This is a genomic window from Candidatus Filomicrobium marinum (genome assembly GCF_000981545.1).
Taxonomy (GTDB): Bacteria; Pseudomonadota; Alphaproteobacteria; order Rhizobiales; family Hyphomicrobiaceae; genus Filomicrobium; species Filomicrobium insigne.
On sequence record NZ_LN829119.1, the window covers coordinates 626425 to 652952 of the forward strand.

Consider the following 26528-nt stretch of genomic DNA (forward strand, 5'->3'; position numbering starts at 1 on the left):
TAACTTCAGACCGCACCTTCGCCCGGCACCGGACCGCTCTGAGGCGTCAATCGTTTATTTTCTCGCTGCTCGACCAGCAGCTGCCGCAGGTGAGTCTCGCGCTCTTGCCACTCGGGCTTCCCGGCTAGGTTCTCAAGCTCCATTGGATCGCCCGTTACATTGTACAGCTCATATTCGCTGGGCGCGGGTTCTGTTTTGACGCGCTGCTCATAAAGCCGCCGCCGGGTACCATCATCCGTCTTCTCGCGCCCGTGCAGCGTAAGAACCACGTCGCGCACGCCATCCTCGCCGGGCGTACCGGGATTGCTCCAGTAGCGCGGGTGGTCGAAATAGCGCGAGTACTTCCAGACCTCACCGTCGATTTCGGTAATTACCGTCTCGACGTGATTGGGCTGCGCGACGGAATCATATGAAAGCCCGATGAAGTTCTTCTGGTCGAGCCCGCGGCTCGGATCATCGTCCGTCATAAAGAAGACCGGACCGCTCAAACCATCCGCCGCCTCACCCCGGATCAGAGGCGACAGATCGCGCCCCACCAGCGGCAGCGGGTCGGTGAACCCGCCGGCGATCTCCTTGCGCACCGCCTCCGCATCGACACCCGCGAGCCCGAGAATCGTCGGAGCGATGTCGATGTGGCTCGTCGGCATGGTAACCGACTGCGCCTTGGCATTCCCCGGCTGCGCGATGACCAGGGGCACCCTCAGTGCTTCCTCATAGGCCATGTACCATTTCTGGTGCATGCCGCCATGCGATCCTAGCAGGTCGCCATGGTCCGAGGTGAAAATGACAATCGTGTCCTCGAAGAACCGTGACGTCTCCAGCGCGGCCATGACCTCGCCGAGATGCTTATCGACGTCCGCATGCAGCCGGTAATAGAGCCGGTAGTACTCCTGGCTGGCGAACGCCGGCTGCATGAACTGGGAATAAGCTTCCTTGTATGACTGCTGGCAGGACGGTTTGGACTTGAGGTGCTCACGTCGCGTCTTCTCGAATAGGTCCTTGTCGAAGACATCCTCGGGCACGGTGTCCGGAACGCTGAAATCGTATGCCCCCTGCGCGCGCGTCGCGAGGTTCGTGAAAAAGCCCCACAGCGCGATGTCATGCGGGTTGGTGAAGGAGGCCATGACGAACCACGGCGTGTCGTCATCCGACTTCGACAGCTCGCCCAGGAGCCGCACCACCTGCTCGGAGATCGCCGGATCGCGCCCCTGCTGACCCTGCGCCGCGCACGACCCCGACCGCAACGGATCGGACCCATGCGGCTCCGGCCCCACCCAGCCGGAAAACCCGTAAGGCTCCAGCACATCCGCTTGGAGGTAGATGTCCTCCTTCGCCGGATCACGGAACCCCTTCTCGTCGTAGCTGGTGACCACCTGCTCGGTGCCCGGCACCCTGAGGTCCGACTCCGAGATGTGCCACTTGCCCTTCCAGTATGTGCGATACCCGGCTGCCCGCAGATAATTGCCAAGCGTCGGCACCGTGCCCGGCTGCAGCCAGTGCATCTCGGGATCGGTGGCAGCCTTTGCCGCACCGTCCGTATTGGCGACGCCATGCAGCGAGGGATAATGCCCCGTGTAAAGCGACGTCCGGCTCGGCACGCAGGCGACAGAGGCGATGTAGTGCCGTTCAAAGGTGAGCCCGCGCTTCGCAAGGCTCTGCTGCACCGGCAGGTGCGTGTCCCGGAATGTCTTGAGCGCGTCGCTCTCGTAGACAGTCGGATAACGCTGCTCATCGACAAGCAGGAACAAAATGTTGGGCCGGCGTGTAATTTCCGCCGTTTCTGTCTTTGCGGACGCTTCGCTGCCCGCATGTGCATCGCGGCCCGCGATTCCGGCGGCCGCCCCCGCCAAGCCGAGCTTCAATGCTGTACGTCTATTGACATCCTGATGATCGGTCATTGCATTTCCCCCCACGTGGTCGACAATGACACGCGGCATGCACCGGGCGCGTGCGCCAAGGCGGCCATCGTCACTCCCAAAATCCTCTTGGACTGCTGGTTAACAGAGGGCAAAGCGTGAGATCAACTGTAGAAAAGCAACTGCATATCGGAGACTGTCGCGCTTCGTCGCCTTGGGCGCTGCCGCTCACATCGGCGGATGTGGATGCGCTTGTTTGTGATGGCGGTCCAGCATCGCCCGCGCGGCGCGCGGCATTGAAAGCGGCTCCCGGGTTTGCAGCCGCGGTTCGCAAAACCTCCGCAGCGCTCGTCGCGATTCACCATGGCAATCGTGTGCTCAACGCCATCATCAACGATCGTGGACGCTTCTTCGTCACGCTGTTTGTGCTCGATCTTCATTTTCGACGGCCTGACGATGGCATCGGGCTTACACCCGGACGTCTAAAGGAAAGGTGCGTAAAGCAAGGTGTCTGCAGCGCGACGCGAGCCGGTGCACTGCTCGCACTCATGAAGCTCCGAGGATATGTCAGAACCGCGCCGGGTGCGGCGCCGGCCGATCGGCGCCGGCGGGAACTGGTGCCCACTGCGAAGCTGATCGCGCACCAGCGAGCGCGCTGGCATTGCCATTTCTCGGCCGCGGCGCCACTTCTTTTGGAGGCTACTCACGCGCTTGAAATGCTCGATCGGCCGGACTTCATGCCGAGGCTCGTCCGCCTTATCAGCGCACACCATTGCGCCGGCTTCCGAATTACCGACCACATACCTTCCACTGGACTGTTCAGCGAGCGCAACGGCGGGATGTTCGTCGTGTTCTCTCTACTGGCAATCGCTGAGGAGGAAGAATTGCGCCGACAGGCGCCGATCCAGACTTCGATCTCAGGGCTCGCCCGCAGTATCAGCGCCTCGCGCGCGCATGTTATCAAGCTGTTGAAGGACGCGGAGGAGCGAGGGCTGCTCAAGCGACCGCGGTCCGGTGGCGTCATCTTGATGCCGCCGCTCGTGGAGGATTTCCACGAGTTCTTCGCGCTCAGCTATCTGTTGCTTTCGCATTTTGCAAGGGTCATAGGCGACTGCAGCGAGACAGTTCGCGTGCGAACCTAGGCTGGTGCTCACCATGCTCCGACTCTAGCAGGGAGCTTTGACGCTTTTCTAGCCACCGGAATGCATGCGTGCGGGGCTGTTTGAATATCGTTTGATTGCTGGTGGTGGCGCATGCGTCCTGTTGAAGCCATGATGCGGAAATGGGAGAGGGGGTCGCGCGTTTTGTGCCGCTGAGGGGTAATGCCCCGTTCAAGGCTGCCGGTATTCCGCACAGTGTCCAGGCCGAGCAAGCGTTGCTTGGCGCAATCATGGTCAACAACCGACTTTACGATGATCTGTACGGGCGGTTGGAGGCGGACCATTTCTACGTTCCGCTGCATGGCGCGGTGTTCGGTGCGGTCGAGGCCATCATCAACGGCCGGGGAGGGGAGGCGAACCCGATCACCATTCGGGAGCGGCTTCGGGGAACAAGCTTCGATGCGGATGAGAAGCTGTTTCCGCATCTCACCAGCATGTTTGAGAATGCGGCGTTTGCGGGTGATGCACGAAGTCTGGCCGACGTCATCCTGACGGCCTTCAAGCAACGGCAACTGATGGGCCTTGCGGAGAACCTGCACGCCAAGGCGCGCGATGCGGCGCGGCCGGAGGACGTGGATGGCGTCGTGGAAAGCGCGGGCAGCGAACTGTTCAGGCTTTCCGAGGCAGGTGGGTACAAGACCGGCGCGCGCGGGATGCGTGAGAACCTGATCGAGGTCATCAAGCAGGCGGAAGCGGCGAAGGCGAGTGGTGCGGGCATCACCGGGATTGCGAGCGGGTTTGCCGACCTTGACCGGCTGCTGAGCGGGTTCCAGCGGAGCGACCTGATAATTCTTGGGGCGCGGCCGAGCATGGGGAAGACCAGCTTGCTGCTCAACATCGCGCATTGGGTGGCGGGCAAGCAATTACGGAACGAAGCGCATGGGGCGCCGGTGGCGGTGTTCAGCTTGGAGATGTCGGCCGAACAGCTGACGCAGAGGATGCTGGCGGCCGAGGCGGGAGTGGCGTCGCAGCGGATCTCGAGCGGGCAGTTCAGCGATGCTGATTTCGACGACATGGTGGGATCGGCCGACAAGCTGCAATCCTTGCCGCTTTATATTGATGATACGCCGGGCTTGTCGATTACCTCGCTTCGTGCGAGGGCGCGTCAGCTCAAGCGTAAGCATGGGATTGGGCTGATTATCGTCGACTACCTGCAACTGCTCACGGCGCCTATTCGGGGTGACTACAATCGCGTGCAGGAGATAAGCCTCATAAGCCAAGGTTTGAAGCATGTGGCGCGGGAGCTCGACGTGCCGGTCATCGCGGCGAGCCAATTGTCACGGCAGGTGGACAGCCGGGACAACAAGCGCCCGCAGCTTTCGGACCTGCGCGAGAGCGGGAGCATAGAACAGGATGCGGATGTCGTATGTTTCTTGTTCCGCGAGGATTATTATTTGAGCCGGGTGGTGGGTGCCGGTGATGATACCGGAAGCGAGATGGATTGCAGGAAATTGGCGGAAGCGCAGGATCGGCTGGATGCCGTGCGTGGTGTCACCGAATTGCTGGTGAGCAAAAACCGCAAAGGGCCGATTGGCACTATCAAGCTTCTGTTTGATGGCGGAACGACCACGTTCCGCGATTACGCGTCGCGCGGCTCGCGTTGACAAATTTAGGCATTTAGGTTTTGGGGGAACGATTTGCGTGTTTTCATGTTTTGGCGCGAAAACCGAATTTAAATGTTCCCGTTTGAAATGAGTGCATTTGTTGAATGAATATGGACTCGAAAATCAATTGTTTCTCGTGGAAGGATAAATGGCAATTGTAATATTGTGTAATGTCGATATGTGCACTATAATAAATAGAGGAGGAAATGAATATGAATATTTCTTTGCGCATAGATGACGAGACAATGGCTCGCTTGGATAGGACTGCAAAGTCATTGGAACGTTCGCGTTCTTGGGTGGCGATGGAAGCGCTGGATCAGTTCCTGTCTTACCAGGAACACTTCTGCCGTACCGTGGAAAAAGCTGTGGCGGAGGCCGAGGCGGGTGGACCCTTCATGGCGCATGCTGACGTGGTGGCCGCGTCTAAGGCTCGTAAGGAAGCGCGGGGCAGATGAGGCTGGTCTGGCTGCAACGCGCGGTCAGCGACCTGGAGACCATTTCCAACGAAATCGCACGGGAAAACCCGGCTGCGGCCAATGCAGTGGAGCTGCGCATCATCGCGTCCATTGACCATCTCCCCCAGTTCCCGCAAGCAGGCCGGGCGGGCCGCGTGAAGGATACGCGCGAAGTGGCGGTTGTGGATTATCCCTACATGGTGGTCTACCGCATCAAGGGTGACGACGTTCAAGTGCTGACAGTGCGTCACACATCACGGCAATGGCCCGAATAATTCACAATGGGCTCACTGAAAATGACAGTAGGCTGAATGTTGGGGAGCATGAGGTATGAAGTCTGAAAGCCTCTCTGTTATCGGTGGCCTCATCCGGAGGGTGAGCGTGGGCCTAGGCATTCTGGCCGAGGAACCGAAACAGCGGATTCGGACGGAAGCCGAGATCCGTGATGCTCTCCTTGCCGTCGAGGAACTGAGGAAAGTCCAGCTGGATATGCGTGGGCGCGGTCTGACGGGGAAGCTGTATCTCGGTGAGCATTAGGCTGCGCAGGGAGCGGGCAGCGGAGTGGAAGACCCCGGGGAGAGATGCGATCCTGTGGGCCAAAGAAACTCCCGCACGTGATCCCAGAAGAATCGAACCTGATGAGCGACAAGCAACTGGCGGCGGCGGTTGACCGCCTTCCGGAGCTTTCCCGTTTGTCGTTCGAAGACATGCGCAGGAATTTGCGGGGCTGTGCAAGGATATGTGGGCTGACGGAGCGGAAAGCGGTCGATCTTGCGAAACGAAGGCCGGTGCTGCTCAAGACGACGCCCGCGTGGTTGGAGGAGAACGTTGCAGCCGGGGCGCTTTGCCTTGACGTGTCGGTGGAACGATATGCGCAGCTTTGCAGGAGTTGCACCGAGTTCATGCTTCTGGATGCGGAAGCGATGAGAACCAACGTCGAAGCGCTCGAGGAACGCCTGAAGATCCCCCGCAAGTTGATCATCAAGGCATTTGTATCAAGGCCATTTCTTTTTACGGTGCCTGCGGACGTGCTGGTTGGGAGGGTGGTCGAGAGTTCGAAGACCCTCGGCGTGCCGTATTATGTCTTTGCTGCGGTGGCGCTGAAATGTCCGCAACTGTTGTCGATCCCGCCAGGGAGCCTTGCGAAAAAAGTGGCGGACAGCGCGCGCCAGTTAGGTGTCGGCAAGGAGGTCATGTGCAGTCTGGTGGTGAAAGCGCCGCTGTTGATAACCCGGAAGCCGGAAAGCCTGGAGGCCCGCCTGAGGCTTATCGAGGAAGCTGCGAGGGCGTTGGGAGACCGAAGACCGATAGCGGAGATCCTTTTGGCGGCGCCGGCAGGGCTGTGTTACGGCGAAGCCCGCCTCAGGCAGCGCATTTTGCTGGCGCGCCAAGGTTACGACAGGGGGCTGGGGCGCCTGTTCGCGATGTCCGATGGCAATGTGCAGAAGTTGCTGAAGGATGAGCCGAGTCTTGAAGTGACGTAGCCGTCAGGTCGAGACCTTCGCAAAGGTCGGCAGGTCTACGGGTCCGTAGAAGGGGTTTGGCGCGGCCAGCGGAGTCAGCATCGGGTCGGTCCTGTAATCGGCGCGGGCGACCATGCTCACTTTCCCCTCCCGGCATAAAACCATCGCGTCGGTATCGAGGTCGTCGGTGGATACGGTTCCGCACAGGTAGTTCTTCAAGGCGCGCTGCGCGTACGGCGTTTTTGCACCGAAGAACTGTTGCGTGGAGCAGTTGTTCAGGATGCTTTCCCAATCGCGAGGGTAAAGGTTTTTAAGCTGGGACAGGTCTTGCCAGAAGGTCCATAGGCGCATGCCGTAACCTCTCATGAGGGTAAGCCCGGCGCGCAGGGAATCCAATTCGCCGAGTTGTGCTGCTTCGTCGATGATGAAGAGGGTCGGCTGTGGTGGAAGGCGGCGGCGTCTGGAGATGGCGGCTAAAATAGTACCGATCCAGAGACGAAGTAGTTTTGCCATTGGAACCAACTTGTCGGGGGGCAGGACGATATAAATGGTCTGCATTGCGCCCGCCCTGACGTCGTCGAGCATTATGGTGCTGTTGGATGTAGCCTTGGCAACCGCTGTGGAACGGAGGAAGCCGAGATGGGAGGACGCTGACGAGAAGATGCTTGAGCGGGTCCTGCCGGATGAGAATTCGGTTTCCGAGAAGAGCGCGGCAAACATTTGGAATTTGTGATCAAAAGTTTTCGCGTCGTCAGTGGGGTCGCGGTAGGAGGGAATGGCGTGGGGGTTGACGAGCAGGCTCTTGATATCCTGCAGGGCGAATGTCTTGTACGGATAAAGAGTATAGAGGGCCTTTATGATGGTGATGATAAGGGCGGCAGCGCGTTCGTCCCAGAAGGGGTCGATGGTGCTTAGCTTGTCCTGCACGAGCAGATGGGCGATGAGCGCGCAATCGTCTTCGAAGTCGTCGCTGTTGGGATCGAGGAGATCCATCGGGTTGAGCGAGGCGCTTTGCGGTTCGTCGGTGACGCCGTAGGGATCTAGCACAAGAACCTGATGGCCCATTGCGCGACGATGTCTTGCGGTCACCGCTACGTTTTCGCCCCGGGGGTCTATGACCACGGCGGGTCCCTGCCAAGTCAACAATGCCGGTATGATGCAGCTGACGCCTTTTCCGGACCCGGTGGGGGCGACCGTGATCAGGTGCCCCTCATGTCCGGTGTCCCAAATGGCTTCTCCGGGGCCGGTTTTCGCAGAGGCAGCCGTGCGGCCGAGGAGTAAGCCATTTAAAAGCGATGTTGTTGGAGTATTTCCGACGTTCATTAATGCACCCGGAGATGTACGAAATAATTTCAGGTGGCTAGAGCTTTCAGAAAACCTCGGCTGACTAGAAAAGTGGTGATGATTGCGGCTGGGATCAGCGGCTTGGTAAGGCGTGCAAGCATGAACGACCTCGGGGAATCGCGTTTGGGGATGTGCTGATGGATTTCCAGCCGGAAGGTTCAGGAGTCCTTGGGGGAACGTGCGATGAGGGCTACCCCAATCGCGACGAGGATTCCGGATAGGCCCAGGAGGCCATAGTAGATGCCCGGATTGAGACAACCGTTCAGATGGCTGGAATAGAAGCAGGGCTGACCGAGGAAGGTTAGATATTGGATATTGATTACGGTCCAAGCCCCTAGCGCGCCTCCGAGAATGACGAGGAGGATGGGGGTGTCGAGCTGTTTGAACATGAGAGGTTTCCTGATTCATACCGGTGATGGTTTGCACGTGATGCGGCTCATGAGGCCGCCTTTCGGCAGGTGTGCCCGATCGACGATCCGCAACACGGTGCCGAAGACGTTGCCCAATGGATCGGGATCGTTGGGAAACACGGAATACAGCGCGAATTCGCCATCGGCCGCGACGTAGATGGACAGGTTGTTGGCTTGGATGGAGAAGGGGAGTGCAACGCCCTTTTCCGGACGACCGCTTCGGTCCGTGAGGGTTGCGGTTTCGAAATCAATTGTGAAGGCGGTCCCTCCTGGTCCGGATTCGACGGCGTCGGGCAGGTATCGGCCACTGGTTGCGGCATTGAGCCAATGCTCAAGGTAGCCGCAGGTGTAGGTTGATGCGTTGGCCGGGGCGAAGAGAGCGCACAGCAGGAGCGGTGCGGCGGCGATGCGGAACATGGTGCGGGCCTCGATCCGGTTGCAGAACGCGAAATGACCTGATTGTGGGAGAAGGGAATTCAACGTGTGTTTTGCCCCGGACCTTTGTCGACGGCACGGGCCACGACTTTTGCGCTCTTGAATCCAAGCTCGGCAAAACCTGCAGTCCAAAGGGCGAAAGCTGCCGTGAACATCGGCAAGGCGAATATGATGCCGATGATCGTGAAGCTCAGGACGACGGCAATCATGAACACAAAGGTGCCCGACAAAATCTTTCCGATACCGGCCATGTTGATCCCCTCAAATATTGATTTTTGGATATTGGTCAGGAAACGTCGGTGCTGAAACTGGTTGACGGAATAACCGCCCTATTTGGTGCTTTTTCCGCAGGGTTGCGGTAACGGTCACGGGTCTGACGGGGGTTGGTGATTGACGCCCGCGACGTGTTTGCGACGGTACTCGGTGGGGGAGCAGTTTTCCTCGGCGGCGAAGACTTCACCGAAGTGGCGCTCGTTCTCGTAACCGGCGCGTTGGGCGATGTCCCGGACCATCATCCGCGTGTGCGTCAGGAGGTGCTTGGCGTAGGCTATGCGCGTTTTGCGGATGATCTGGCCTGGCGAGGGCGCATTGAGTTTTTTGAGTTCCCGGCGAAGCGTGGCTTGGCTGATGTTGTCGAGGCGCTTGGCGAGATTGTCTGGGGTAAGACGGCTTTCCTCGATGGCCGCGAGATAGATCGGCTTCTTGCCGTTGCGGGCCGCATCGCGTTTGAGCGACGTGATGACAAGCCACTCCTCCTGAATCCAGCGTTGGGTGAGGTCGTAAACGCGGTCAAGGAAAGGAATGCCGAGCGGTTGCGGCGGAGTCATTGCCGGGTATGGGGTATCATCCTGCGCGGGCAGGCGATAGGTGCGCTTTTGTGCCATTGGCGATGACGGTGCCTGATCTGAAGACGTCAAACCGTTTGTGCGCGCATCTATTTGTGCACGGGTACGGAGCGCAAGGTAGGTTGGCAGGTTTGAAGGCATTACCGCACGAATTGACATTTTTTCAGCCGGTGTGATGTGGAGAAGAGCTGGAGCGGATTAGTTGAGCATCCTGCGCCTTGGTGATGCCTGCGCGGTGCACTGTTCCATGATTTCCAAGAGACCGCGTGCGTCGAGGCGAAGCCACACGAAGAGGATCTTCCGTGGGTCCATGTCGCCTTTTGCGCGATTGCATTCATTGCAGGCGAGGACTGTATTTGTTGCGCCTCGTGCCCCGCCTTTTGATAACGGTATGAAGTGGTCGCGTGTGGCGGTGTTGGGGGCGTTGGGTTCGCCGTGGGGGTCGACGTCGACTCCGCAGTAAAGGCAGCGTCCGTTGAAGCGTGTCATAAGAGTTTCGATTTTCATGTGGAGGCTATCCGTCGCAAATGGTTATCCCTGCGTGCGCGGATAATCCTCCTTTCCGTCGGGGCGGAATGGCGGCTGAATTGAGTCAAAGTTCAGGCGCGTTAGATAGGGGTACACCCCTAATGTTGGTCACGAGAATTAGGATCTTGGGGAAGAAGAATCTCAGGCGGAGCGTCACGGTGCAGCGCGTGGAGCAAGAGGGTGGCGTGGTGCCAGTCGAAGATTAGTGGCCGTGTACCGTACAAGGAATTGACAAGCCGAGGACGGGGTATGCCGATGGCGCGGGCGGCTTGTTTCGCGGAAAGGCCGGATTTCTCCCAGTGTGATTTTGCGGCGTTCCAAACGTGCTGCCGGTTCTGTGCGCTGATCCGGTAAAAGGCCCATTCCCGGGTTTCGGGTTCTGTGAGTGCGCGCAGAAGCTCCTGTGCATCGATGGCGAGAAGCTCGGCCAGAGCGATCACGGCCGGTTCGGAAAGCGGTTGTCTGGCCTGCGCAAGTGCCGTGGAGGTGTGAACTTTCCCGTTGAGGGCATGATGGAGGGGTTTGCCTGTCAGGCGCAGCCGGTGGAGGTGAAAGGCCAAGCGGGCCTCTAGCGAAGCGGCATCTTGGTCTTCACGGAGGAGCGGCCATTTGTAGGGCAGTCCGGGTTGCTTTCTTTTGAAAGCATATGGGACCGGATCTTAGGCGGGTTAGGAAAACTCCTGACGGGGTTTGGATGAGCGGAATGCGGGACAATCAGCCGGAAAATCCGCAAAGGGCATAAATCCGCTTCTTAATCGGCAACAGGTGCGATTTGTATCGCAGCAGTTTCGGAAAACGGTTTCGGATAAAGGTTTCCAGAATCCCAAGCGGGCTCTGCAGCTTGGCACGCAAAAGGGCGGTACTTACGGCCGCGACGACGTCTTGGCGGTTGAGTGCCGTTGCGTAGGCGCGGATTTCTTCGGCGAAAAGCTTCGAGGAGTAGGTCTTCAGGAAGATGTTGCGGAACAGGTTGGGGGAGTAGCCATCCCACCTAAAGGTGTGGGCGTTCCGGGTTTGGCCGGCGAGGTCGAGGGTCAGCATCGTGCGCAGGCACTTCTGGCACCTTGAGCAGTTCAGCTGGTCGGCGTGAAGGGTTTTCGTGCAGACCCGCAAGAGCTGGAGGGCCATCGGGCTTGTGGCGATGTGAAGGGTTTTCTGGATGCGGTTGAACTGTGCGCCATCGTGGACGATTCGTGTGCGTGCGGATGTGTGCAGGGGATCGGTGAGGGGGTGCGAGCCGAAGGGGATGAGCTGGCCATAGGTGAAGGTGGAGGCGATGAGCACGGTGTGAAGCTTCTTTCCGAGGAGGTGGGCCACGGCGGCGAGAGCGGAGCCATGGACGACTTTCTCCCAGCTGTTTTCATAGGTGTCGTGCCACTCGAGGAGATTGGTGCGGATGACGATCAGTGTTTTGCCAAGCTTCTCGGCCGCATCCTGAAGGTACGTCCGGGTGGTGTCGAAGAGGGCGGCATTATCGAGGGGGATATCGAAGCCCCAGACCAGAAGCAGCTTGTCGATCGTATAGTGCCCGTCGAGACCGGAATTGGGGACGTCGCTGTTGCGCAGCAAGGTGAAAAGGCTATCGACTCCGCCGGAGAAGAAGGCGCCAACTTCTTGGTGCTTGGGGGACGACGGGGAGGAGAAACCTGCGGTGTTGAGCTTGGGTGAATGGTATTGGGGATGGAATTGCTTCCACTGGCGGATAAGCGCTGAGACGTTGTTGAAAAGCAGCCGGTCGACGGGGCCGTCTATTTCAATGTCTTCGCCAAGCAGAAGTGCGTATGGCGCGGCAAAGCAAAGCCATGCATCCCAGTTTGCTTCAAGGTAGGAGGCAAAAGGCTTTTCGACTTCGAACCAATAGTTCCTTTTTTCAGAAATAGAATCGAATGAAATATCTACGCTCGCGCGGACCCAATCGGGGTTCGGAGCGGCGGCAATTTTCAAATTGGTCAGTTTCACGGAACGTTTGATATTGGATAAATATGGCTATGGCAACGAAAATGTATCTTTAATTGCTAGGGGCTAAGTGCGAAAGCGTAAAACGTGGGGAGGGGATGATTTTGGCGAGAGTTAGTTAGTTTTTACAATAGTCGCGCAATAACTGACAGTTATTCAGGTTCGTTTCTTCAGGCTGTCAGGCGGGCGTGAATTTCTTTACCGACATTATTCATATGTATTAAGATGTGCATAATTGAAGTGTAACGGCATGGCAAATACCGAACGAATTAGCATCAGCGTTGATAAGCAGCGTGCGGGGCGTATCCGTAGCTTGGTCGAAAGCGGGGCTTCCCCCAGTATCAGTTCAGCATTCGATGCCGCCGCTGACGTACTGCTTGCGCGTGTTGCGGAGAGTGAAGCCTGGTGGGAGGAAACACTGCGGCGCTGCGATGAAGCCGAACAGCATCCTGAGAGGATGCTCGACTTCGACACCTTCTTCAGCGAGGTACGCGCCGATATCGAGCGCTTGAAGAAGAAGGGAGGCAGGGTGCGGTGATGCGGCGTGAACTTGCGCTGCATCCGGTCGGAAAGCAGGATCTCGTGGATGCGTGGCTGCTGTCTACCGCAACGATGGCGAGGATCGGGCCGACAAAGTCACCGCGCGCATTCTAGCCTTTATTCGCAGCTTGCCGGAGTTTCCATACATTGGCCGTGTGCACGACGAACGTCGATCGGGCTTGCGGATCTGTAGCGTTCCGGGTCTTGACACCGCCACGGTGGTCTTTCGCCTCACGGATGAACGTGTCAGTGTTCTTCGGATTGGCTACCTCGGCCGAAACGTGATGGGTTACATTCCGGAAATATAGGATGGAGTTCTACGAGTTAAAGAAAGACGACACAAAGATTATAACGCAATGAACTAATTGATGTTTTCCCATAATGTTAGTTATGTTAAATCGTTGAAAGAATAACCGAGCCTGCTGTTTCGTTGTTGTCGAAATCAGTAATTAAGTTCACTCCTGCCATTTAATTAGTTTCCGGGCTTCTCCTCAACACCAATGTTGGGTTCTGTTGCCCTTCCGTCACTTCTGAAATTCTTTTCGTCCGCCTGATTAAAAAGATCGTACCAGTGCGCATTGTGCATAGGAGTGAGTTGCCTTAGCGAACCGATTTCCTACGAAGTTAGCTTTCAAGATGGAAATGGGAATGCAGACTGGAGTTGGTACCTGGCTCTCGTCACCATCTCGTTGCCGGCATGGTTCAGGCTGTGGGATATTCCGTGAAATGAATTGGGGTGGATCATGGACATCAACGAATATGCTGCGAGTGGCCAAGCGCTGTACGAAGATCTTGCAAAGACCGTAACCGAAATTTTGGAGCAAGCTGTGGGTGCCGCTGGGTTGCAGGCCAGTAGACCGCAAAGTCAATATCGGGCCAAGAACGCCGATAGGCTGCGTGCGCGTTTGCAGGAGAAAGATCAGGCTTCGGCGCCCAACATTGAAGAAGTTCGAAAGGATCTCGCTGGGTGTCGGTTGATCTTCTACACGAATGGTGACCTGAACGAGTTCCTACAGAGCGACATATTGCGAGAAAACTTCGATATCGATTTCGACAGCAGCAGAATCCATCATCCCGTAGCAAAGGATGGAAGCGACCCGCAATTCCGTGGGTACAATTTGGTTGTTAAACTGAAGGAGAATCGCACGTCGCTCCCGGAGTATGGCAGGTTCGCGGGCCTTCGGTGCGAGGTTCAGCTGCAAACCATCCTCAATCATGCTTGGGCAGAGACGTCGCATGACATTGTCTACAAGCAACCCATTGGAAAGGAGCTCGCTAGGAAGGCTCTTGGGCAGATAGAAAAGCGTTTCCGGGACATCATGCTGAAGTACCTCGTGCCGGCGGGATACGAGATTGATAAAGCCAAGCAAGATTTTGAGAGTTTGTTGAAGGGCAAGCCGATCTTTGAAAAGGGGCCACTTCGGGCGCTTAAGGATGCTGGCGATAACAACGAACGGTGGGGCGTACTGACTGTTATTCAGGAGCATTACCTGCCGAATCACGATGATCCACGGCCGCTCGTTCCAGAATTGCTGATGACAGTGGAAGAGGCCATCAATCGGAGCCGCGGCACACCGGCGGCTAAAATTCAAATGGGCGCGATCGAGGCGGATGGCTGGACGGGCCAGGACGTGACTAGCTGCGCGCTCGATCTTCTGGGGGAGTTTCTTTTCGTCGATCCTGAGGCGACGTTTGACCTGCTGGTTCGGCTAATGGAGCAAGCAACCGGTAAGGAAGAAAGGGAACGCATTCTGCAGTCGGCCGAACGACTTGCTACCGTTCCCATCAGGGTGGTCCGGATGGTGGGTGGGGAAGTTCAGCTGCGCCTCGCCAGGAAGCTAGAACAACTCGGAGCGGATAAAAGGTCAAACGTACGGGACCTGGTTCTCAAGATTTGCGAAGAAGTGCTAAAGCCCGACGTAAGCGGCTCATCCGGATCCTACAGAACGGTGACGTTTGAACGGGGAACTATGCCGGCGACAAAGGAGATTGAAGTCGCCCGGAGCAAGGTGATCGACATGCTCCACGTTCTCTACAAGGAGTCGAGTTCGGATATTGAGCGCCTCGTGATCCTTCAGCATTTGTCTGAGGCATCCCGGATGCCGATGCAGGGGGGAAAAACCAATGAGCTTGTGGAGGTGATCCTCCGGGATAGCCTCAAGGTAGCTGCGTTCATGTGTGACGTGCTGTCAGAGGTATCCTTCGAAATCAAAAAAGCCATCGAGTACGATGCGTGGAACATGTACCGGATCTTGTGCATTGCCACATTTGACGGAGATGATGATCGTACGCTTCATGATCTTCAGGAAAGGCTGCGTTACGCTACGCTGCAGATGCGTGATGCATTGGCGGACGACACTGAGTTTGAGATTTTCAAGACCCTCGCCAGCCTGGAATCTGTCTATCCCCCTGCTTGGGACTCTCCCAGTTTCGACTTCCGTAGGGATGAAGCGTGGCGATCTCAACGCATTGAATTATACCTTGCTGAGTTTACTTCAGCCTCGGCCGATCAATGGTGGGGGAGGATGGAGAGGTCCGCTGCTTTTGAATCAATGGATCTCGCAGCCTATGGCGGACTGCAGGAACTTCTTGGCCGACTGTGTGAGGAAAAGCCCGATCTTGTATTTCCACGACTTGATAGCCTTCCTGAGAATGTGGCGCGTTTCCTTCCGTTGATCCTCTCGCGCTTGGCGAGGTCGAGTAGGGAAGCTGAATTGAGACCAATTTTGGAGCGATGGGCTAAGGAAGGAAAGTATCTTTGTTCGCTTACGCGCCATTATCGGGCCAGTAAGAAAGCGGATGTCACTGTATTGTCGGACGTGTTTATGAGGGCCGTCGAAAAAGAAGACTGTTCCGTAGCTATCGAACTCGTTACGACATTGGTAGACACTTATGGAGAACCAGACAACTCTGGCAAGGCTCTGCTCTTGGAAGTCGTCGCTTGGCTTGAAAGCCAGGGGAGGACAGACTGGGTTGATGAGACGTGGCACATGGAAAAGGGGCTCTCAAGCCTCGCCAAGGATTTGACGCAAGACGAACGTGTAGCCGTGCTTGGGTCCTTGGTTCCGCGCACCAAGGCGGATCACCATATTGACTATCTGCTGACGCCGTTCGCAGAGGTCGACTTACCTAGTGTTCTCGGTTTCTTCGGGGAAAGGCTGAAGTACGCAGCATCGTCACCACGAAAAAAGAACTACGATGCAATTCCTCGTTCTTTGACTCAATTGAAGCCGTTGCGCGCGGCGCCACTGAACGTTCTTGAAACTGTCTTAGGCTGGCTCCGTAGTGCTGAATTCATGGACCATGAAGCCGGGTCCTTTGTCTATGCGGTATTCCCAAAATTGCCCGATGAGCTGGCGGTTGCCATGGTGGAAAAGGCGGCCGAAGAGAAGCAGGATGCGTGGAGCGTTCTTGAAATACTTTCGAGTTACGATGGCGCCGAGAAGGTGTTCGAGATTTGCCGCGAGATGGTGGGCGCCCATGAAGCAAGCGACAGAGAGTTTCTGAAGAAGGTGGGGTTTGTTCTTAACGCGACTGGCACGGTCAGCGGTGAATTTGGCTTTGTCGATGCCTACATTGCCAAAAAGGAAGTTTTTGAAGGATGGCTGGCGGACCATCGTGAGCCGGTGGTGAGCTTTGCCAGACAGGAAATTGCCTCGCTTGATAGGATGATTGCCTCAGAACAGAACCGTTCAGAGCAACGTTACGCGTTGGAGAGGCTGAACTGGGGTGAGTCAATTGATGATGACCAAGCTTAGTTTTTGCTTAGGGTGTTGTTTTGATTGCCATACGGTTCAATGACCCGGAAAACGAAATGGCAGACAGCTCACGCAGAGGCACCCATTGCAGGGCCTTGGATTCGTGGCTGACTTTAAAGTCCAGGCTTCGCGCCAGAAGCAAGTAACGAATGTCGTAATGCAGGTGGCGCGGTTCGCCTTTGTTCGGGTTCTCAGGAATCTCATGTACGTCCACGTCGAAGATGCCGGGCGTGAAGAGCTTGATATCGGTTTTTCCGGACTCCTCTTCAGTCTCGCGTAAGGCGACGTTTCGGATGTCAGCTTCTCCATCGGCATGGCCGCCGAACTGGAGCCATTTGTCGAGGGCCGCGTGGTGGGTGAGAAGCACGCTTTGGCGGTCGGGGGAAAGCAGGAAGCCCGAACCGGTAATGTGTCCGGCGAAGTTTGTGCGGTCAAACGGGTTGCTGTCGCGGCGCAGGAATTCAATGGTGGCCCGGATATCTGCGCGCTCTTTTTCATCGAACGGTTCTACCGCGGCCATGTCGGCCAGTAGGTCATCCTTGGTGTAGATGCGTTTTTGCGGCGTCATGACGTTTTGCGGGGTTCCTCTTCCACGATCGTGTGGTGCCGGGCGCGTGTCTCGTTCCGGGATGCTGATGCTGGTGGTTCGCTAAGTGCCGATGTGAACCGGATATTGCCACACGGAGTAGCGGATGATACAGAACGAAAAGTGAACATGATCGCTTGGCTTGAGGCAATGCAGTGGAGCGAAACAGACCACCACGCGTCCGCGACGTGCTTGACGATGACACCCTGACGAAGGTGTCGGTTAGCTGTAATAACGTGAAGTGCAGGCACTCGGCGAGCGTCCTGCTGACCCGTTTTCTTGATGCGGGAGCGACGTTGGACACACCTGTGTTCCAGTTGCGTGAGTGGTGCGTGTGCAGCAAGTGCGGATCTCACGATTTACAGACACGAACGACTCCGTACCCTCGCGGGGTCAAAGGGGTACCCCACATGAAGGACGTGTAGCCGCATGTGCAATATGCGCTCGATGACCAAGACCCGGGAAACGGTGGGCAAGCTTTTTGGTGTGTCAGACAACCGGATGCCCGTGGTTGAACCCATGGCAGGCATTTATCCGGCCAACGATGCGCCGGTGGTGCGGATGGCGGAAGATGGTGAACGGGAGGTGATCCTTTCGAGCTGGGGGTTTGTTCTGCCGCAGAAGGACAAGGCTCCGAAGCGGGTGACCAATTTCCGCGATGACAATCTGGGGTCGCCGTTCTGGCGCTCATCGTTCGAAAATCGCCGCTGCCTCGTGCCGACGACATCCTTTGCGGAACCGAAGGGGCGAAGTCCCGCCATATGGCACTGGTTTGCATTGGGCCGTGATCGGCCCCTTTTTGCGTTTGCCGGAATTTGGCGGGTGTTCCGTGGCGCGGTGAAGAAAGACGGACCTACGGTGGATCTGGCGGTTCACTCGTTCATGACAACAAAGCCCAACTCCCTCGTTGCCACTGTGCACCCGAACCGGATGCCGGTGATCCTCACCACGGAGGAGGAGTTTGATACTTGGCTGAACGGTACGGTGGATGAAGCGCGGGCGTTGGTCCGATCTTATCCAGCCGAGCAGATGGAGATTGTTCAGTATTCTGAGAAAAAAGTGGATTTGCTCGAACAGCCGGGTTGAAAATTATGATTTGATTTTGAAGAAATGAATTTTGGGAAATGGGGAGCAAGTCGAGGGATGAGCGATTTTCCAGAAGTTGATGCGAGGGCGCCACGCGGTTACACGCTTCAGGACGCGCATGCTCAAGCAGGCAACGTGAGTATGGCGCATCTTATTTTGAAACGGAGAGCATACGTTACAGCGCGGGTGAATACGCAGCAGCAATTGGGGCTGCCGGTAACGGTGCAAATGATTGACGATTGGTGGAGGGAGGCGTTTGCGGTAGGCGCACGGCCGGCAGAGGCAAGCGTGAGCGAGCCGTCTGGCAAGGTGAAATCCCGCTTTGTAGAGGCGGTTCAGACTCTGCTCGCCATTATGGGAATTGCCGGATTGGTGTGGTTGTATTTTGTCATGTAGATAACGAATTGACGGCAAGCCTGGTCCGCTGCTGAATCAACGGCGCTACATCGACATTTTTCGTTTGCGGGTCTTGGGCTTTGGGGTACGCGAGGTTTGCAGGAAGGACTCGAGGGGCGTTGGTTCGATGGTGTCCTTGTGGGGTAATGGTCCGGTTGCGCGCATGAGTTCGTCGCGGCGCGCGGCGGCCGTGCCGATTGCCAGGTGGGATCTCTGGCTGTTCAGGATGGCATTCAGGTAGTCCGAGGTCTGGCAGGTGAGCGTGTACGCGGTGTCGGCCTTCTGCCTCAGGTCGTTGAGGAGGTCATCAAGCTGTTCGGCCTCAATGCCATCGCTCACCCATTGCCGGCTTTCATAGTAGGCGATGGCTTCCTTTAGGTGACGTTTGGCTTCATGTTCCTTTGCCCCGAGGCCTTTGAGTAGCTGGGCAGTGGACCTAGCTTGGGAGGCTTTGTAGTCCTCGCTCCAGGAGGCGAAGGGGGATTTGTTAGTCATCGTGACATGCCAATCGAGCGTTTGCGCTGTTTGGTGGTGGGACGCGACGCCTGCCTTTGGTCACGCTTTTGCTGGTACTCGATGCGAATGTGCTGTTCGCGGCCGTCCTGTTCCTGGCGCTGGCCCTGTAGTGCGGACACCGCCGTTGAAATGGCGGGCATCAACTCCGTGAGATGCTGCTCGTTATAGAGGTAGCGGTTGTTGGCACGCTCGAGTTCCGCCGTTTTGCACCGGGCATGGAATTCCCTGTCGTAGGCGTGCCTGCGTTCAAAGAGGATCTCGAGAAGTGTGTCCAGTCGTTCCTCGCGGGATTGTCCGGGGACGCACATGCGGTGGCGTTCCGACCATGTGGGGCGCATGAACAGCAAGCGTTGCCGTTCGAATGCCGATAAACCGTACATCGGGTTTGGGAGGGGTTGCCGGGAACGGACGACGAGCTTCTGGTAGGCACGGGTGACTTGCGTATCTGCCATTTGCTACATCCTCATACGGTGGCGGCGTTCGCGGCGCTTTTGACTGACGACCTCTTCCTGTTCCGGCGTTGGTTGGGGAAGGCCGAGCTTCTCGCGGCGGTAGTTCTCTGCCGCCTGCCTCAGCGACAGGTCCGCCTTGTCGTCGTGTATCCGCTGGTCGACCGTTGCGGCGATGGCAGCGTTCATGAAGGGCTGGTAGCGGCGGAGGCGGTCTTCGCTCAAGACATCGCGCACCGTTGGCGCCTCCACATTACTGTTGGCGCAAATGCTTTTGAAGCAGCGCTCGTAGAGGCGTCGTCGTTCCAGCAGGATGGTGAGCAGAAGGGTTTCGCGTTCCTGCTTATTGAGGTGCGGTTTCCGTATCCGGTACCGTTCCGACCAGCTGGGGACCATCGATAGGAGAAGCTTCTTCTCGTAATTGGAGAGGCGTGCGAACGGGCCGTCTCGTCCGCCGATCGGTTCAGGCATGGATATCCGCTCCGACGAGCTTGTGGAACCATGCCCTGATGTTTGAGTATGCCCGCACGCGGTGCAAGGACATAAGTCGCCGCGATTTGATCTGTCCACAGCCTATTGGGCTGTAGCATGCGGCCGAGATCATTCGGCCGCTTCCTCTGCGAGGGTCTTGAGGACATTCCCCAGAGGGAGGATGCGTTCATGGGAGGGATTGATGGCATCGCGGACCACGACAACGTTGGCGTAAAGAAGCTCGATGAACTTGACGTCCCGTGTGAGCTGCTCAAGCGAGGTGGTGGGAGCGACGCTGCGGCCATTGGCATCCATGCCCAAAAGCAGTCCCCTTCCCGCGAAGGGTTGGGGCATGCCGCGCACGGCAATGAAATGGTAAGCGGGTTTAAGCAATCCCTCGTCATCGACGTAGAGACCGTCTCCATTTGGGAGGGTAGCCACGTCGAAGGTATCGCAGCGCAGGTGTTTGTAGATGGCGGGCAGCTTGTCGCCGGTGTCGGGAACTTCGACACTGGTGATGGTTCGGGATTCGGGATCGATGAGGTGTGCCAGCATGACGGCTTTCTCCTTTGTTGCGCGAGCCGCCCATCGCGGCCCATGCAACCCCCGGTGCGCCGGGCTGGAGGGCCTGCCGGGCTGGAGCCGCTTGTGGCGGAACCGGAGGCGCGCGCATTGCGCGCGGCCCTTGGCGGGGCCGACAACTGGCGCGACCCTTCACTTGCAGGGTGCTGGTGGGCGGTATGGTCAACCAAAGGTGAGCATGTGAGTGGGTGGGCTTTGGGGTATCGGGGAATGCCCGCAATGGAATTCACCGGGCAAACGAGGCCGTTTTCTTTGCCGTGGATATGGAGACGTTGACTGAGAGGCAAAAGCTGTTTCAGCGGTCGCCGAAGAGGTCTCTCTGCCTCCACTTGGCAACGGCAAGGGCATAGGCAGGATTTTCGGCGTCACGGTTGGCCCACGCTGTGAGGAAGGGCACCACGTCACCGGCCGCATCCAGCTCGTCATCGTCGATGCCGTGGGTGCGGTATCCGTTGACCGCAAAGGGAAGAGGAGCATGGGGCGGATTGGTGACCCGGATGCGGATCAACGTCCAACCATCGATGCGGTGGTTGCGGATTACGCTGATGCGGGCGGTCACGGATCTCCATGTGAACGTCACAAGTTCCCTTGCTGGCTTAGGCTGCATCGTCCTGCTCCTTTCTTGAAAAGGAAGCGAGGTAACGGGCGGCCTCGGATGCTTTGGCAGCTGCGGTGAAGATGGCTTTCTTGTCGGCCTTCAGGACCTTCAGCCAGTGGGCGAGGTATTGCGCATGATCCATGCGGGGTTCGGCGGTGAGGCCCAGTTCCGCACAGAGGAAGGCCGCTCCGATTTCGGCACACAATTCTTCCATGGCGTAAGCGTCGCTTTTGAAGCGGCCGGTGAGATCCCTGGCCAATCGATGCTTGGCGCCGCTCCAGTGGATTGCTTCATGGAGCAACGTGCTTTCGAAGTGGAATGTGCGTTCGGCGGCATCATCCTGCTGGAAGTAATGGGGGTCCGGCAACGCGATGTAATCGAGGCTTGGCAGATAGAATGCCTTGTCGCCACCGATGCGGATGTCCGCGCCTGTTGCGGCCATGAAGCGTTCGACGGCTTCATGCCGTTGCAAGGGTTCCATTTCCTTGACGGGTTCCGGCGTGGGTGGAGTGTAGCCGTCTACTTGGGAGCCGGAGAAGACCCACGAGGCACGTGCGACGCGCCTGCGGCCGTCATCGTCGGTGTCCTCGGCATTGGGCTGAACGGAGTATTCCTTGTAGAAGACGACGAGGTTGCCTTTTTCGCCTTTGCGGACCTGCGCGCCGATGCTGTGCCACTGGCGGTATGTGGCGTAGACGGGGGCCAGTTGGCCAAGCTCGGAGGCAATCCAGAGGGTGATGCAATTGACCCCCTGATAGGCCTGCTTGGTGATGGCGTTACGGGGAAGTGTGTTGGCGATGCCGACGCGCTGCCATGGCATCCGGAATTCACCCGGGTTGGCCTCGATGGCCGCGATGACGCGGTCGGTGACGTATTGGTGGATGTCGAGTGGGTCTTTTCTGGCCATGGCCAATTCCTCCGGTTTCCCGAACCGCGCCCGATGCGCGGCTCGTGCGCCGGAGAAAAGCCGGGGGCGCCGGGGTCCCCGCACCCCTTGGGGCGCGGCAGAGCCGCGAGGCTTGCCCTTGCGGGGTGGCGAACCAGGCTTAGGCGCATGGGTCGAGCCGCGCCGGTGCGCTGTCGGAAGGATTGTCGAAGGTATTGCCTGCAATGCGTGGGTGCGTATACAATCATCCGTACAATGAAGGGTACTGATGTGGATGATAAACAGCGCGCGTCCTTACTTCGCGAGCACCCGGAGCGTTATGCGACGACGGGTTTGGATTGGGGCAATCCGGCGCATTATGAATCGTTGGCGAATGGATTGTCCCAAGTGCTGATGGGTGTGTTTGCGCGGCAGCAGGGATTGCGGGGCCATGCCGAAGGCAAGGTGCTGCGTCGGCACCAGCAGCGCATTGAGCAGCGGCTTGGGGTGGCGGAACGCGCGCTGTGCCGAATTGGCGGATTTTCGCCGCGCCGCATGGAAGATGCGGAGATCGTGTATGGCCTAGAGAAAATGGCGGATGCTCTGGAGGAAGGCGCGGCAGCGTGGCTACCTGACAAGGCGGGAGAAAGTCGAAGCAATGTGCTTCCGGGAACGATGCTGGGCATCGCGGTGGGGTTTGCCGCGGCGGTGCGCGGGCATGGCGGCATCGACCGTTTTTCCGTGGGACCCTTTGGTGGTCTTTCGAAGATCGGCGGGTTGGTGACGCGGCCGGATGTGCTGGTTGAGATGGAAGACCTGCCGGAACTCGAAGCCCTTGTGCGCAAGGCACGCGAGATTCCTGTAGGGCATGTGGTTGTTCACGAGAACGAAAGCTGCGTGGATTTCCACGAAGCGCTCGATGCCCTGCAAGCGCGTTTGACCAAGCGTGATCAGGAACGGGATTGGACCTGCTAGGTCGGGAACACGTGAGGTGGACGCAGCAAAACTGGCCGCCCCTCGTGTGAAGGGCAGCCAGTGGCGTGTGTGATCGTAGCGTTAGGCTGTCGGTTTTGGTCGCTTGGTGAGGGGGCGCTTGGTGTAGGCCTTGCCGGGGAATGCCATCCAGCGCGGAAGCCACTCGTCAACCTTCTTGCGGCCGTCGCCCGTGAGGGCCTTGCGGATGATCTCTTTTTTCGACTTGCCGGTGCCGGTGAGGTAGCTGGCGGCGGCTTCCTTGCCGATGACTTCGCTCAACATGGCGTTGATGACTTCCCTGTCACGGTTAAGGTCGAAGAAGGCATCATCGGGCTGCCACGTTTTGGCGATGTCGACGCCCATGGTTTGGCCGAGGACGTCGACGACGGTAGTGCTGAGGGCGAGGGTTTCGGCGGTGAGCGCGGCCAGGATGGCGAGAACGTCGTTGTCGGACAGGGTTTGCAGGTGCGTGAGGATGGTCGTCACCCGGGCGCCGTGGGAAGGGCTGCGGATGGCGTCCTTGTCCGCCATGTAGGAGGCATCGTGTTTCAGGTTGGGTAATAGCGCCTTTGCCTTGGCACGGATCTCCTTGAAGGCCTTGTCAGCCGGAAGATCCTTTACCGCTTTGGCGATGGCGTCGTTGGCTGGCCTGCGATCTTCGGCGCTGATTGACCAGTGTTGCGAGCCGGCGATGAGCTGGGCAACGGCCAGCCGTAGCGCGAGGCTTGGGGTTTTGGCGAGTTCGGCCCTGACCGCCGAATGGCGCACAAGGTCGATGTAGTTGCCGAGAGGTTCGGACAATTCTGGGCGGGAGGCGGTGTCGGCCTGATGCTCTGCGTCAACATCGCCGGTGGCGGTTTCCTTGTCCGCCTTGCGTTCCAGCTTTTTCATCTCCGCGTGTGAGATGAGGCCCTTGTGGACTTCAACCTCACCGTTGGATCTGACGCTGATGAAGACATGGCCGCCCTTGCTTTTAGAGAGCGAGACGTGGTTGTAGCAGTAGAAGGGTTGCCCGGGTTCGAGCAGGTGAACCTCGGACCAGCCGGATGCCTCGTGGGCGTCCTTCAGTTTGGCGATGGCGGCGTTCTGGAGTTTCCAGAACTGATCGGCATTGGTGAAGTAGGCATTGTCGCCGAACAGGTCGTTGGCAATGGGGGCCTTGTAATCGGCAAGGTCGAAGATGGCGACCTTGGTCTTGATGGCCTGACCGCCAAACAGCCATTCGCGCAGCATGTGCGGGTATGGCGCGTCGCCGTCCTTGTGGGCCTTGAGATAGGCCTTCTGCCGGGCCTTGGTTGCCATGGTCAGGATCTGCAATTCCTCAAGTGAGATGTCCTCGTTGCGGTAGAGGGCGCGGATTTCCGGAATGAGGTTTCCGATCGCGAGGCGGCGCTTCACGAGCTGCTCGGTGCATCCGAAGACGGCGGCGACCTCGGCGGTGTTCTTGCGGAGGTCGAAGGCCTTGGCGAAGGCTTCGTACTGGTCCATCTCGTTCATGGGAAGTCGTTCGACGTTCTCGATGAACGAGGCCTCGACGGCGAGCGCATCGTCGCCGGGTTCAAGGATAACGGCGGGCACCATTTCGGTGCCGGGGTGGCCGTCCTTGTGGAGCTTGCGGATTGCCAGCGTGCGCCGTTCACCGAAACAGACTTCGTGTGTACCGTCGGGTTGCGCACGAACCCCGATGGGCTGCAGCAGGCCGGTCGAGGCGATGGTGGCCGCAAGGGACTCGATGTCCTTGTCCTTGTGCTTCCGGACGTTCAGCTTGGTCAGCACGAGGCTTGCCAGGGGAACGTCACGGATGTCACGGCGGAACGGTCGCGGTGCCGGTAGGGCTGTAGCGGTGACGGTCGTTTGGGTGGCTGCCTGGATGGTCATCATGGTTGTCCTTTGTTGGTGGGACGGTGCCGGCGGGGGCCTCTCCCCCGCCTTCGCTTCTCCGTCACCCAACCCCCTTCCCTCCTCGTCCTCTGCCCTTGCGTGCCTGCGCTGCTGAAAAATGAGTCAGCCAGTGTGGCAAGGGTGATGGTGAGGGCTATTGTTTGCGTCCGAGGGAGGGTGGAGTCGTGTTGGATTACAGTTTTTGGAATGAGCCGGAGGTTGCGGCGGCCCGCGAGCAGGTCATCGCGTCGGCGGAAGCGTTTGAGGCGGGCAGCGGCGGGGAATCGGCGCTGGAACGTGCGGTCATTGTTTTCAACGCGGTGGTGGAGCAGGTGCGGACCCGCCTGGGGCATTATGAGAATGATGAAAAGGAAGATGGATTAAGCGACGAAGAGCACCGGATGGTGCTCGGGCGGCGTCTGGAGGATGCCAAGGTGCCGCCGCCGCAAATAGCAAACTTGGTGCGGGCTCGGGCGTGTATGTTGGCCGCTGTGCGTGATCTGGACAAACCGTTGGGCAAGTGGGAGCGGGAGTTTATCTTCAATTGCTCATGCGGGGTCTACGAGACGGCTGGCATTGCGGCGCGGCGTGAGCAGAAGGAAAGGGAACGCGCATGGCGAGGGACCAAATCGGGGCGGCAGCGCCGGGCTTTTCGGCGCGGGACGTCAAGACTGAACAGAGCAAATGGGAAGTCGTTGAGGCGCGGATAAGGGAGGTTGAGCCGCAGTGTAAAATAGACAGGGCAAAACGGCACGCGCTCGATCTTGAGGAAGCTACGCAGCATAGGAAGAGGCAGCGAAAACTCAAATTATAAGGGCGGCTCATCGGCCGCCCTTGGGGCTTTTGTCCCGACAGTCCCAGCGGCGGATTCCGAGCTTGAGGGCTTTGTCCGCGAAGTTGTCCTGAATGCCGGAGCCGGGGAAGATGACGGCGGCGGAGGGAAGCTGCTCAAGCATGAAGTCGTTGCGCTTGAACGGTGCGGCCTTGCCGTCGCGGGTGAAGTTGGGCGGGAACGGGTAGCTTGAGACTTTGCGGTTGGCGGCCCAGGCATGCGCGATGGCCTCGGCGCCGGTTTTGTTGCCGCCATGGATGAGCACCATGTCGGGGTATTCTTTGCGGACCTCGTCGAGGACGGCCCAGATGCGGATGTGGTCGTTGAAGTTGAGACCTCCGACGAATGCGACCTTGGGGCCCTTGGGCAGGAATATTTCGGTTTCGGCGCGGCGCTTGGCGGAGATGTAGTCACGGCTGTCGACCACGGCCGCGGTCATGGTCCGGCGGCTGACCATGGAGCCCGAGCTGGGGCGCCAGGCCGAACCGGTGCGGTCCTCGTACTCGGCGGCCGCGTGATCGCGCAGGCGTTCGAAAGCGGCGTGCTTTTCGAGAAGGTTTTGTCCCTTGTCGATCAGGTGCTCGAGCTGGACCGAGCGGATTTCGGAACCGTCCTGTTCCTCCTGTGCGCTGCGCTGCTTGGATTCGTTTTCGTCGAGGAGGCGCTGGATGCCGTCAAGCTTGCGGTGGAAGAGGTAGCAGAGCGACCAGAGGAGGCTCTGGACGTCAGGTTCAAGCGCGGTGTCGGCAAAGGCGTCGGACAGGGTGGCGAAAAGGTTGGTGACGACATTGTCGAGGGTTTCATCGGCGGGGAACGGGCGCTGTTCCTGGCCGTCCGCGTAACCATGGACATTGCCGTAGAGTGCAAGATTGCTGGTGACGCGGCCGGTGGCGGAGACGGACGCGAAGCCCGAGCAGTTTCTGAAACTGGACATGGA

The 26528-nt window shown here is 58.2% G+C and carries 31 protein-coding genes; 13 read left to right on the forward strand and 18 right to left on the reverse strand.

Annotated features, from left to right (window positions below; all coding sequences use genetic code 11):
- Positions 1-5: 5 nt before the first annotated feature.
- Positions 6-1898: a sulfatase-like hydrolase/transferase gene (locus tag YBN1229_RS03085; RefSeq protein ID WP_244464996.1), complete on the reverse strand. Its 1893-nt coding sequence runs from the start codon at positions 1896-1898 to the stop codon at positions 6-8.
- A gap of 116 nt (positions 1899-2014) precedes the next feature.
- On the opposite strand from YBN1229_RS03085, the gene YBN1229_RS03090 reads away from it, so the two are divergent.
- The 6 genes from YBN1229_RS03090 (at position 2015) to YBN1229_RS03115 (ending at position 6559) form a co-directional block, all read left to right on the forward strand.
- Complete coding sequence (locus YBN1229_RS03090) at positions 2015-2998, forward strand: hypothetical protein (protein WP_152024945.1); 984 nt, start codon at positions 2015-2017, stop codon at positions 2996-2998.
- A gap of 140 nt (positions 2999-3138) precedes the next feature.
- A complete protein-coding gene (gene dnaB / locus YBN1229_RS03095; RefSeq protein WP_046476571.1) occupies positions 3139-4620 on the forward strand; it encodes a replicative DNA helicase in 1482 nt (493 codons plus the stop codon).
- A gap of 212 nt (positions 4621-4832) precedes the next feature.
- A complete protein-coding gene (locus YBN1229_RS03100; RefSeq protein ID WP_046476573.1) occupies positions 4833-5075 on the forward strand; it encodes a CopG family ribbon-helix-helix protein in 243 nt (80 codons plus the stop codon).
- Positions 5072-5350 (forward strand): type II toxin-antitoxin system RelE/ParE family toxin, encoded by a 279-nt coding sequence (locus YBN1229_RS03105; protein WP_046476575.1) that lies wholly within the window; start codon positions 5072-5074, stop codon positions 5348-5350. Before YBN1229_RS03100 ends, YBN1229_RS03105 begins: the two co-directional genes overlap by 4 nt.
- Before the next feature lie 55 nt (positions 5351-5405).
- Positions 5406-5612 (forward strand): hypothetical protein, encoded by a 207-nt coding sequence (locus YBN1229_RS03110; RefSeq protein WP_046476578.1) that lies wholly within the window; start codon positions 5406-5408, stop codon positions 5610-5612.
- 101 nt (positions 5613-5713) lie between these two features.
- On the forward strand, positions 5714-6559 hold the full coding sequence (locus YBN1229_RS03115) for a hypothetical protein (RefSeq protein WP_152024946.1): 846 nt from the start codon (positions 5714-5716) through the stop codon (positions 6557-6559).
- A 3-nt stretch (positions 6560-6562) separates the two neighbouring features.
- On the opposite strand, the gene YBN1229_RS03120 is transcribed toward YBN1229_RS03115, so the two are convergent.
- From YBN1229_RS03120 to YBN1229_RS03155, 8 genes are all read right to left on the reverse strand, one after another.
- Positions 6563-7861: a type IV secretory system conjugative DNA transfer family protein gene (locus YBN1229_RS03120; protein ID WP_046476582.1), complete on the reverse strand. Its 1299-nt coding sequence runs from the start codon at positions 7859-7861 to the stop codon at positions 6563-6565.
- A gap of 179 nt (positions 7862-8040) precedes the next feature.
- A complete protein-coding gene (locus YBN1229_RS18840) occupies positions 8041-8271 on the reverse strand; it encodes a hypothetical protein (RefSeq protein WP_046476584.1) in 231 nt (76 codons plus the stop codon).
- A 15-nt stretch (positions 8272-8286) separates the two neighbouring features.
- Positions 8287-8709, reverse strand: a complete 423-nt coding sequence (locus YBN1229_RS03130) for a hypothetical protein (RefSeq protein ID WP_046476586.1) — start codon at positions 8707-8709, stop codon at positions 8287-8289.
- A 59-nt stretch (positions 8710-8768) separates the two neighbouring features.
- Positions 8769-8978 (reverse strand): hypothetical protein, encoded by a 210-nt coding sequence (locus YBN1229_RS03135; RefSeq protein ID WP_046476589.1) that lies wholly within the window; start codon positions 8976-8978, stop codon positions 8769-8771.
- A 114-nt stretch (positions 8979-9092) separates the two neighbouring features.
- Positions 9093-9611, reverse strand: coding sequence for a helix-turn-helix transcriptional regulator (locus tag YBN1229_RS03140; protein WP_244466791.1), 519 nt, complete (start codon positions 9609-9611; stop codon positions 9093-9095).
- Between the two features lie 159 nt (positions 9612-9770).
- Positions 9771-10079, reverse strand: coding sequence for an HNH endonuclease (locus YBN1229_RS19325; protein ID WP_052743654.1), 309 nt, complete (start codon positions 10077-10079; stop codon positions 9771-9773).
- A 119-nt stretch (positions 10080-10198) separates the two neighbouring features.
- Complete coding sequence (locus tag YBN1229_RS18845; RefSeq protein WP_046476591.1) at positions 10199-10660, reverse strand: hypothetical protein; 462 nt, start codon at positions 10658-10660, stop codon at positions 10199-10201.
- 154 nt (positions 10661-10814) lie between these two features.
- A complete protein-coding gene (locus YBN1229_RS03155) occupies positions 10815-12059 on the reverse strand; it encodes a hypothetical protein (RefSeq protein WP_052743655.1) in 1245 nt (414 codons plus the stop codon).
- Positions 12060-12306: 247 nt separating this feature from the next.
- Between YBN1229_RS03155 and YBN1229_RS03160 the strand changes: the two genes are divergently transcribed.
- From YBN1229_RS03160 to YBN1229_RS03170, 3 genes are all read left to right on the forward strand, one after another.
- The gene (locus tag YBN1229_RS03160; protein WP_046476593.1) at positions 12307-12594 is read left to right on the forward strand and encodes a hypothetical protein; all 288 of its coding nucleotides are present in this window, start codon (positions 12307-12309) and stop codon (positions 12592-12594) included.
- Positions 12595-12646: 52 nt separating this feature from the next.
- The gene (locus YBN1229_RS03165; protein WP_046476595.1) at positions 12647-12904 is read left to right on the forward strand and encodes a type II toxin-antitoxin system RelE/ParE family toxin; all 258 of its coding nucleotides are present in this window, start codon (positions 12647-12649) and stop codon (positions 12902-12904) included.
- A 435-nt stretch (positions 12905-13339) separates the two neighbouring features.
- Positions 13340-16354, forward strand: a complete 3015-nt coding sequence (locus tag YBN1229_RS03170; RefSeq protein WP_046476597.1) for a RelA/SpoT domain-containing protein — start codon at positions 13340-13342, stop codon at positions 16352-16354.
- A gap of 7 nt (positions 16355-16361) precedes the next feature.
- Here YBN1229_RS03170 and YBN1229_RS03175 read toward each other — a convergent pair whose 3' ends face one another.
- A complete protein-coding gene (locus YBN1229_RS03175) occupies positions 16362-16922 on the reverse strand; it encodes an NUDIX hydrolase (protein WP_052743656.1) in 561 nt (186 codons plus the stop codon).
- A 456-nt stretch (positions 16923-17378) separates the two neighbouring features.
- Here YBN1229_RS03175 and YBN1229_RS03180 point away from each other — a divergent pair, with 456 nt between their 5' ends.
- Together YBN1229_RS03180 and YBN1229_RS03185 are read left to right on the forward strand one after the other, a co-directional pair.
- Positions 17379-18026, forward strand: a complete 648-nt coding sequence (locus YBN1229_RS03180; RefSeq protein WP_280136731.1) for an SOS response-associated peptidase — start codon at positions 17379-17381, stop codon at positions 18024-18026.
- 57 nt (positions 18027-18083) lie between these two features.
- On the forward strand, positions 18084-18422 hold the full coding sequence (locus tag YBN1229_RS03185) for a hypothetical protein (RefSeq protein WP_152024948.1): 339 nt from the start codon (positions 18084-18086) through the stop codon (positions 18420-18422).
- Between the two features lie 45 nt (positions 18423-18467).
- Here the strand turns inward: YBN1229_RS03185 and YBN1229_RS03190 are convergent, their stop codons facing one another.
- From YBN1229_RS03190 to YBN1229_RS03215, 6 genes are all read right to left on the reverse strand, one after another.
- Entirely contained in the window at positions 18468-18917 is a 450-nt protein-coding gene (locus YBN1229_RS03190) for a hypothetical protein (RefSeq protein ID WP_046476605.1), read from the reverse strand.
- Complete coding sequence (locus YBN1229_RS03195) at positions 18914-19390, reverse strand: hypothetical protein (RefSeq protein WP_046476608.1); 477 nt, start codon at positions 19388-19390, stop codon at positions 18914-18916. Before YBN1229_RS03195 ends, YBN1229_RS03190 begins: the two co-directional genes overlap by 4 nt.
- Positions 19391-19393: 3 nt before the next feature.
- Positions 19394-19858: a hypothetical protein gene (locus YBN1229_RS03200; protein WP_046476611.1), complete on the reverse strand. Its 465-nt coding sequence runs from the start codon at positions 19856-19858 to the stop codon at positions 19394-19396.
- A gap of 129 nt (positions 19859-19987) precedes the next feature.
- Positions 19988-20413: a DUF3846 domain-containing protein gene (locus YBN1229_RS03205; protein ID WP_052743657.1), complete on the reverse strand. Its 426-nt coding sequence runs from the start codon at positions 20411-20413 to the stop codon at positions 19988-19990.
- A gap of 322 nt (positions 20414-20735) precedes the next feature.
- On the reverse strand, positions 20736-21047 hold the full coding sequence (locus YBN1229_RS03210; protein ID WP_046476615.1) for a hypothetical protein: 312 nt from the start codon (positions 21045-21047) through the stop codon (positions 20736-20738).
- On the reverse strand, positions 21037-21945 hold the full coding sequence (locus tag YBN1229_RS03215; RefSeq protein ID WP_046476619.1) for an ArdC family protein: 909 nt from the start codon (positions 21943-21945) through the stop codon (positions 21037-21039). Before YBN1229_RS03215 ends, YBN1229_RS03210 begins: the two co-directional genes overlap by 11 nt.
- Positions 21946-22194: 249 nt before the next feature.
- On the opposite strand from YBN1229_RS03215, the gene YBN1229_RS03220 reads away from it, so the two are divergent.
- Positions 22195-22878 carry an HPF/RaiA family ribosome-associated protein gene (locus tag YBN1229_RS03220; RefSeq protein ID WP_152024949.1) on the forward strand — a complete coding sequence of 228 codons (684 nt, stop codon included), beginning with the start codon at positions 22195-22197 and terminating at the stop codon, positions 22876-22878.
- 81 nt (positions 22879-22959) lie between these two features.
- Here YBN1229_RS03220 and YBN1229_RS03225 read toward each other — a convergent pair whose 3' ends face one another.
- Positions 22960-24759: a ParB/RepB/Spo0J family partition protein gene (locus tag YBN1229_RS03225; protein ID WP_052744689.1), complete on the reverse strand. Its 1800-nt coding sequence runs from the start codon at positions 24757-24759 to the stop codon at positions 22960-22962.
- Between the two features lie 188 nt (positions 24760-24947).
- Between YBN1229_RS03225 and YBN1229_RS03230 the strand changes: the two genes are divergently transcribed.
- Positions 24948-25469 (forward strand): hypothetical protein, encoded by a 522-nt coding sequence (locus tag YBN1229_RS03230; RefSeq protein ID WP_152024950.1) that lies wholly within the window; start codon positions 24948-24950, stop codon positions 25467-25469.
- A 111-nt stretch (positions 25470-25580) separates the two neighbouring features.
- On the opposite strand, the gene YBN1229_RS03235 is transcribed toward YBN1229_RS03230, so the two are convergent.
- Positions 25581-26525, reverse strand: a complete 945-nt coding sequence (locus YBN1229_RS03235; RefSeq protein ID WP_046476627.1) for a DUF2493 domain-containing protein — start codon at positions 26523-26525, stop codon at positions 25581-25583.
- Between the last annotated feature and the right edge of the window lie 3 nt (positions 26526-26528).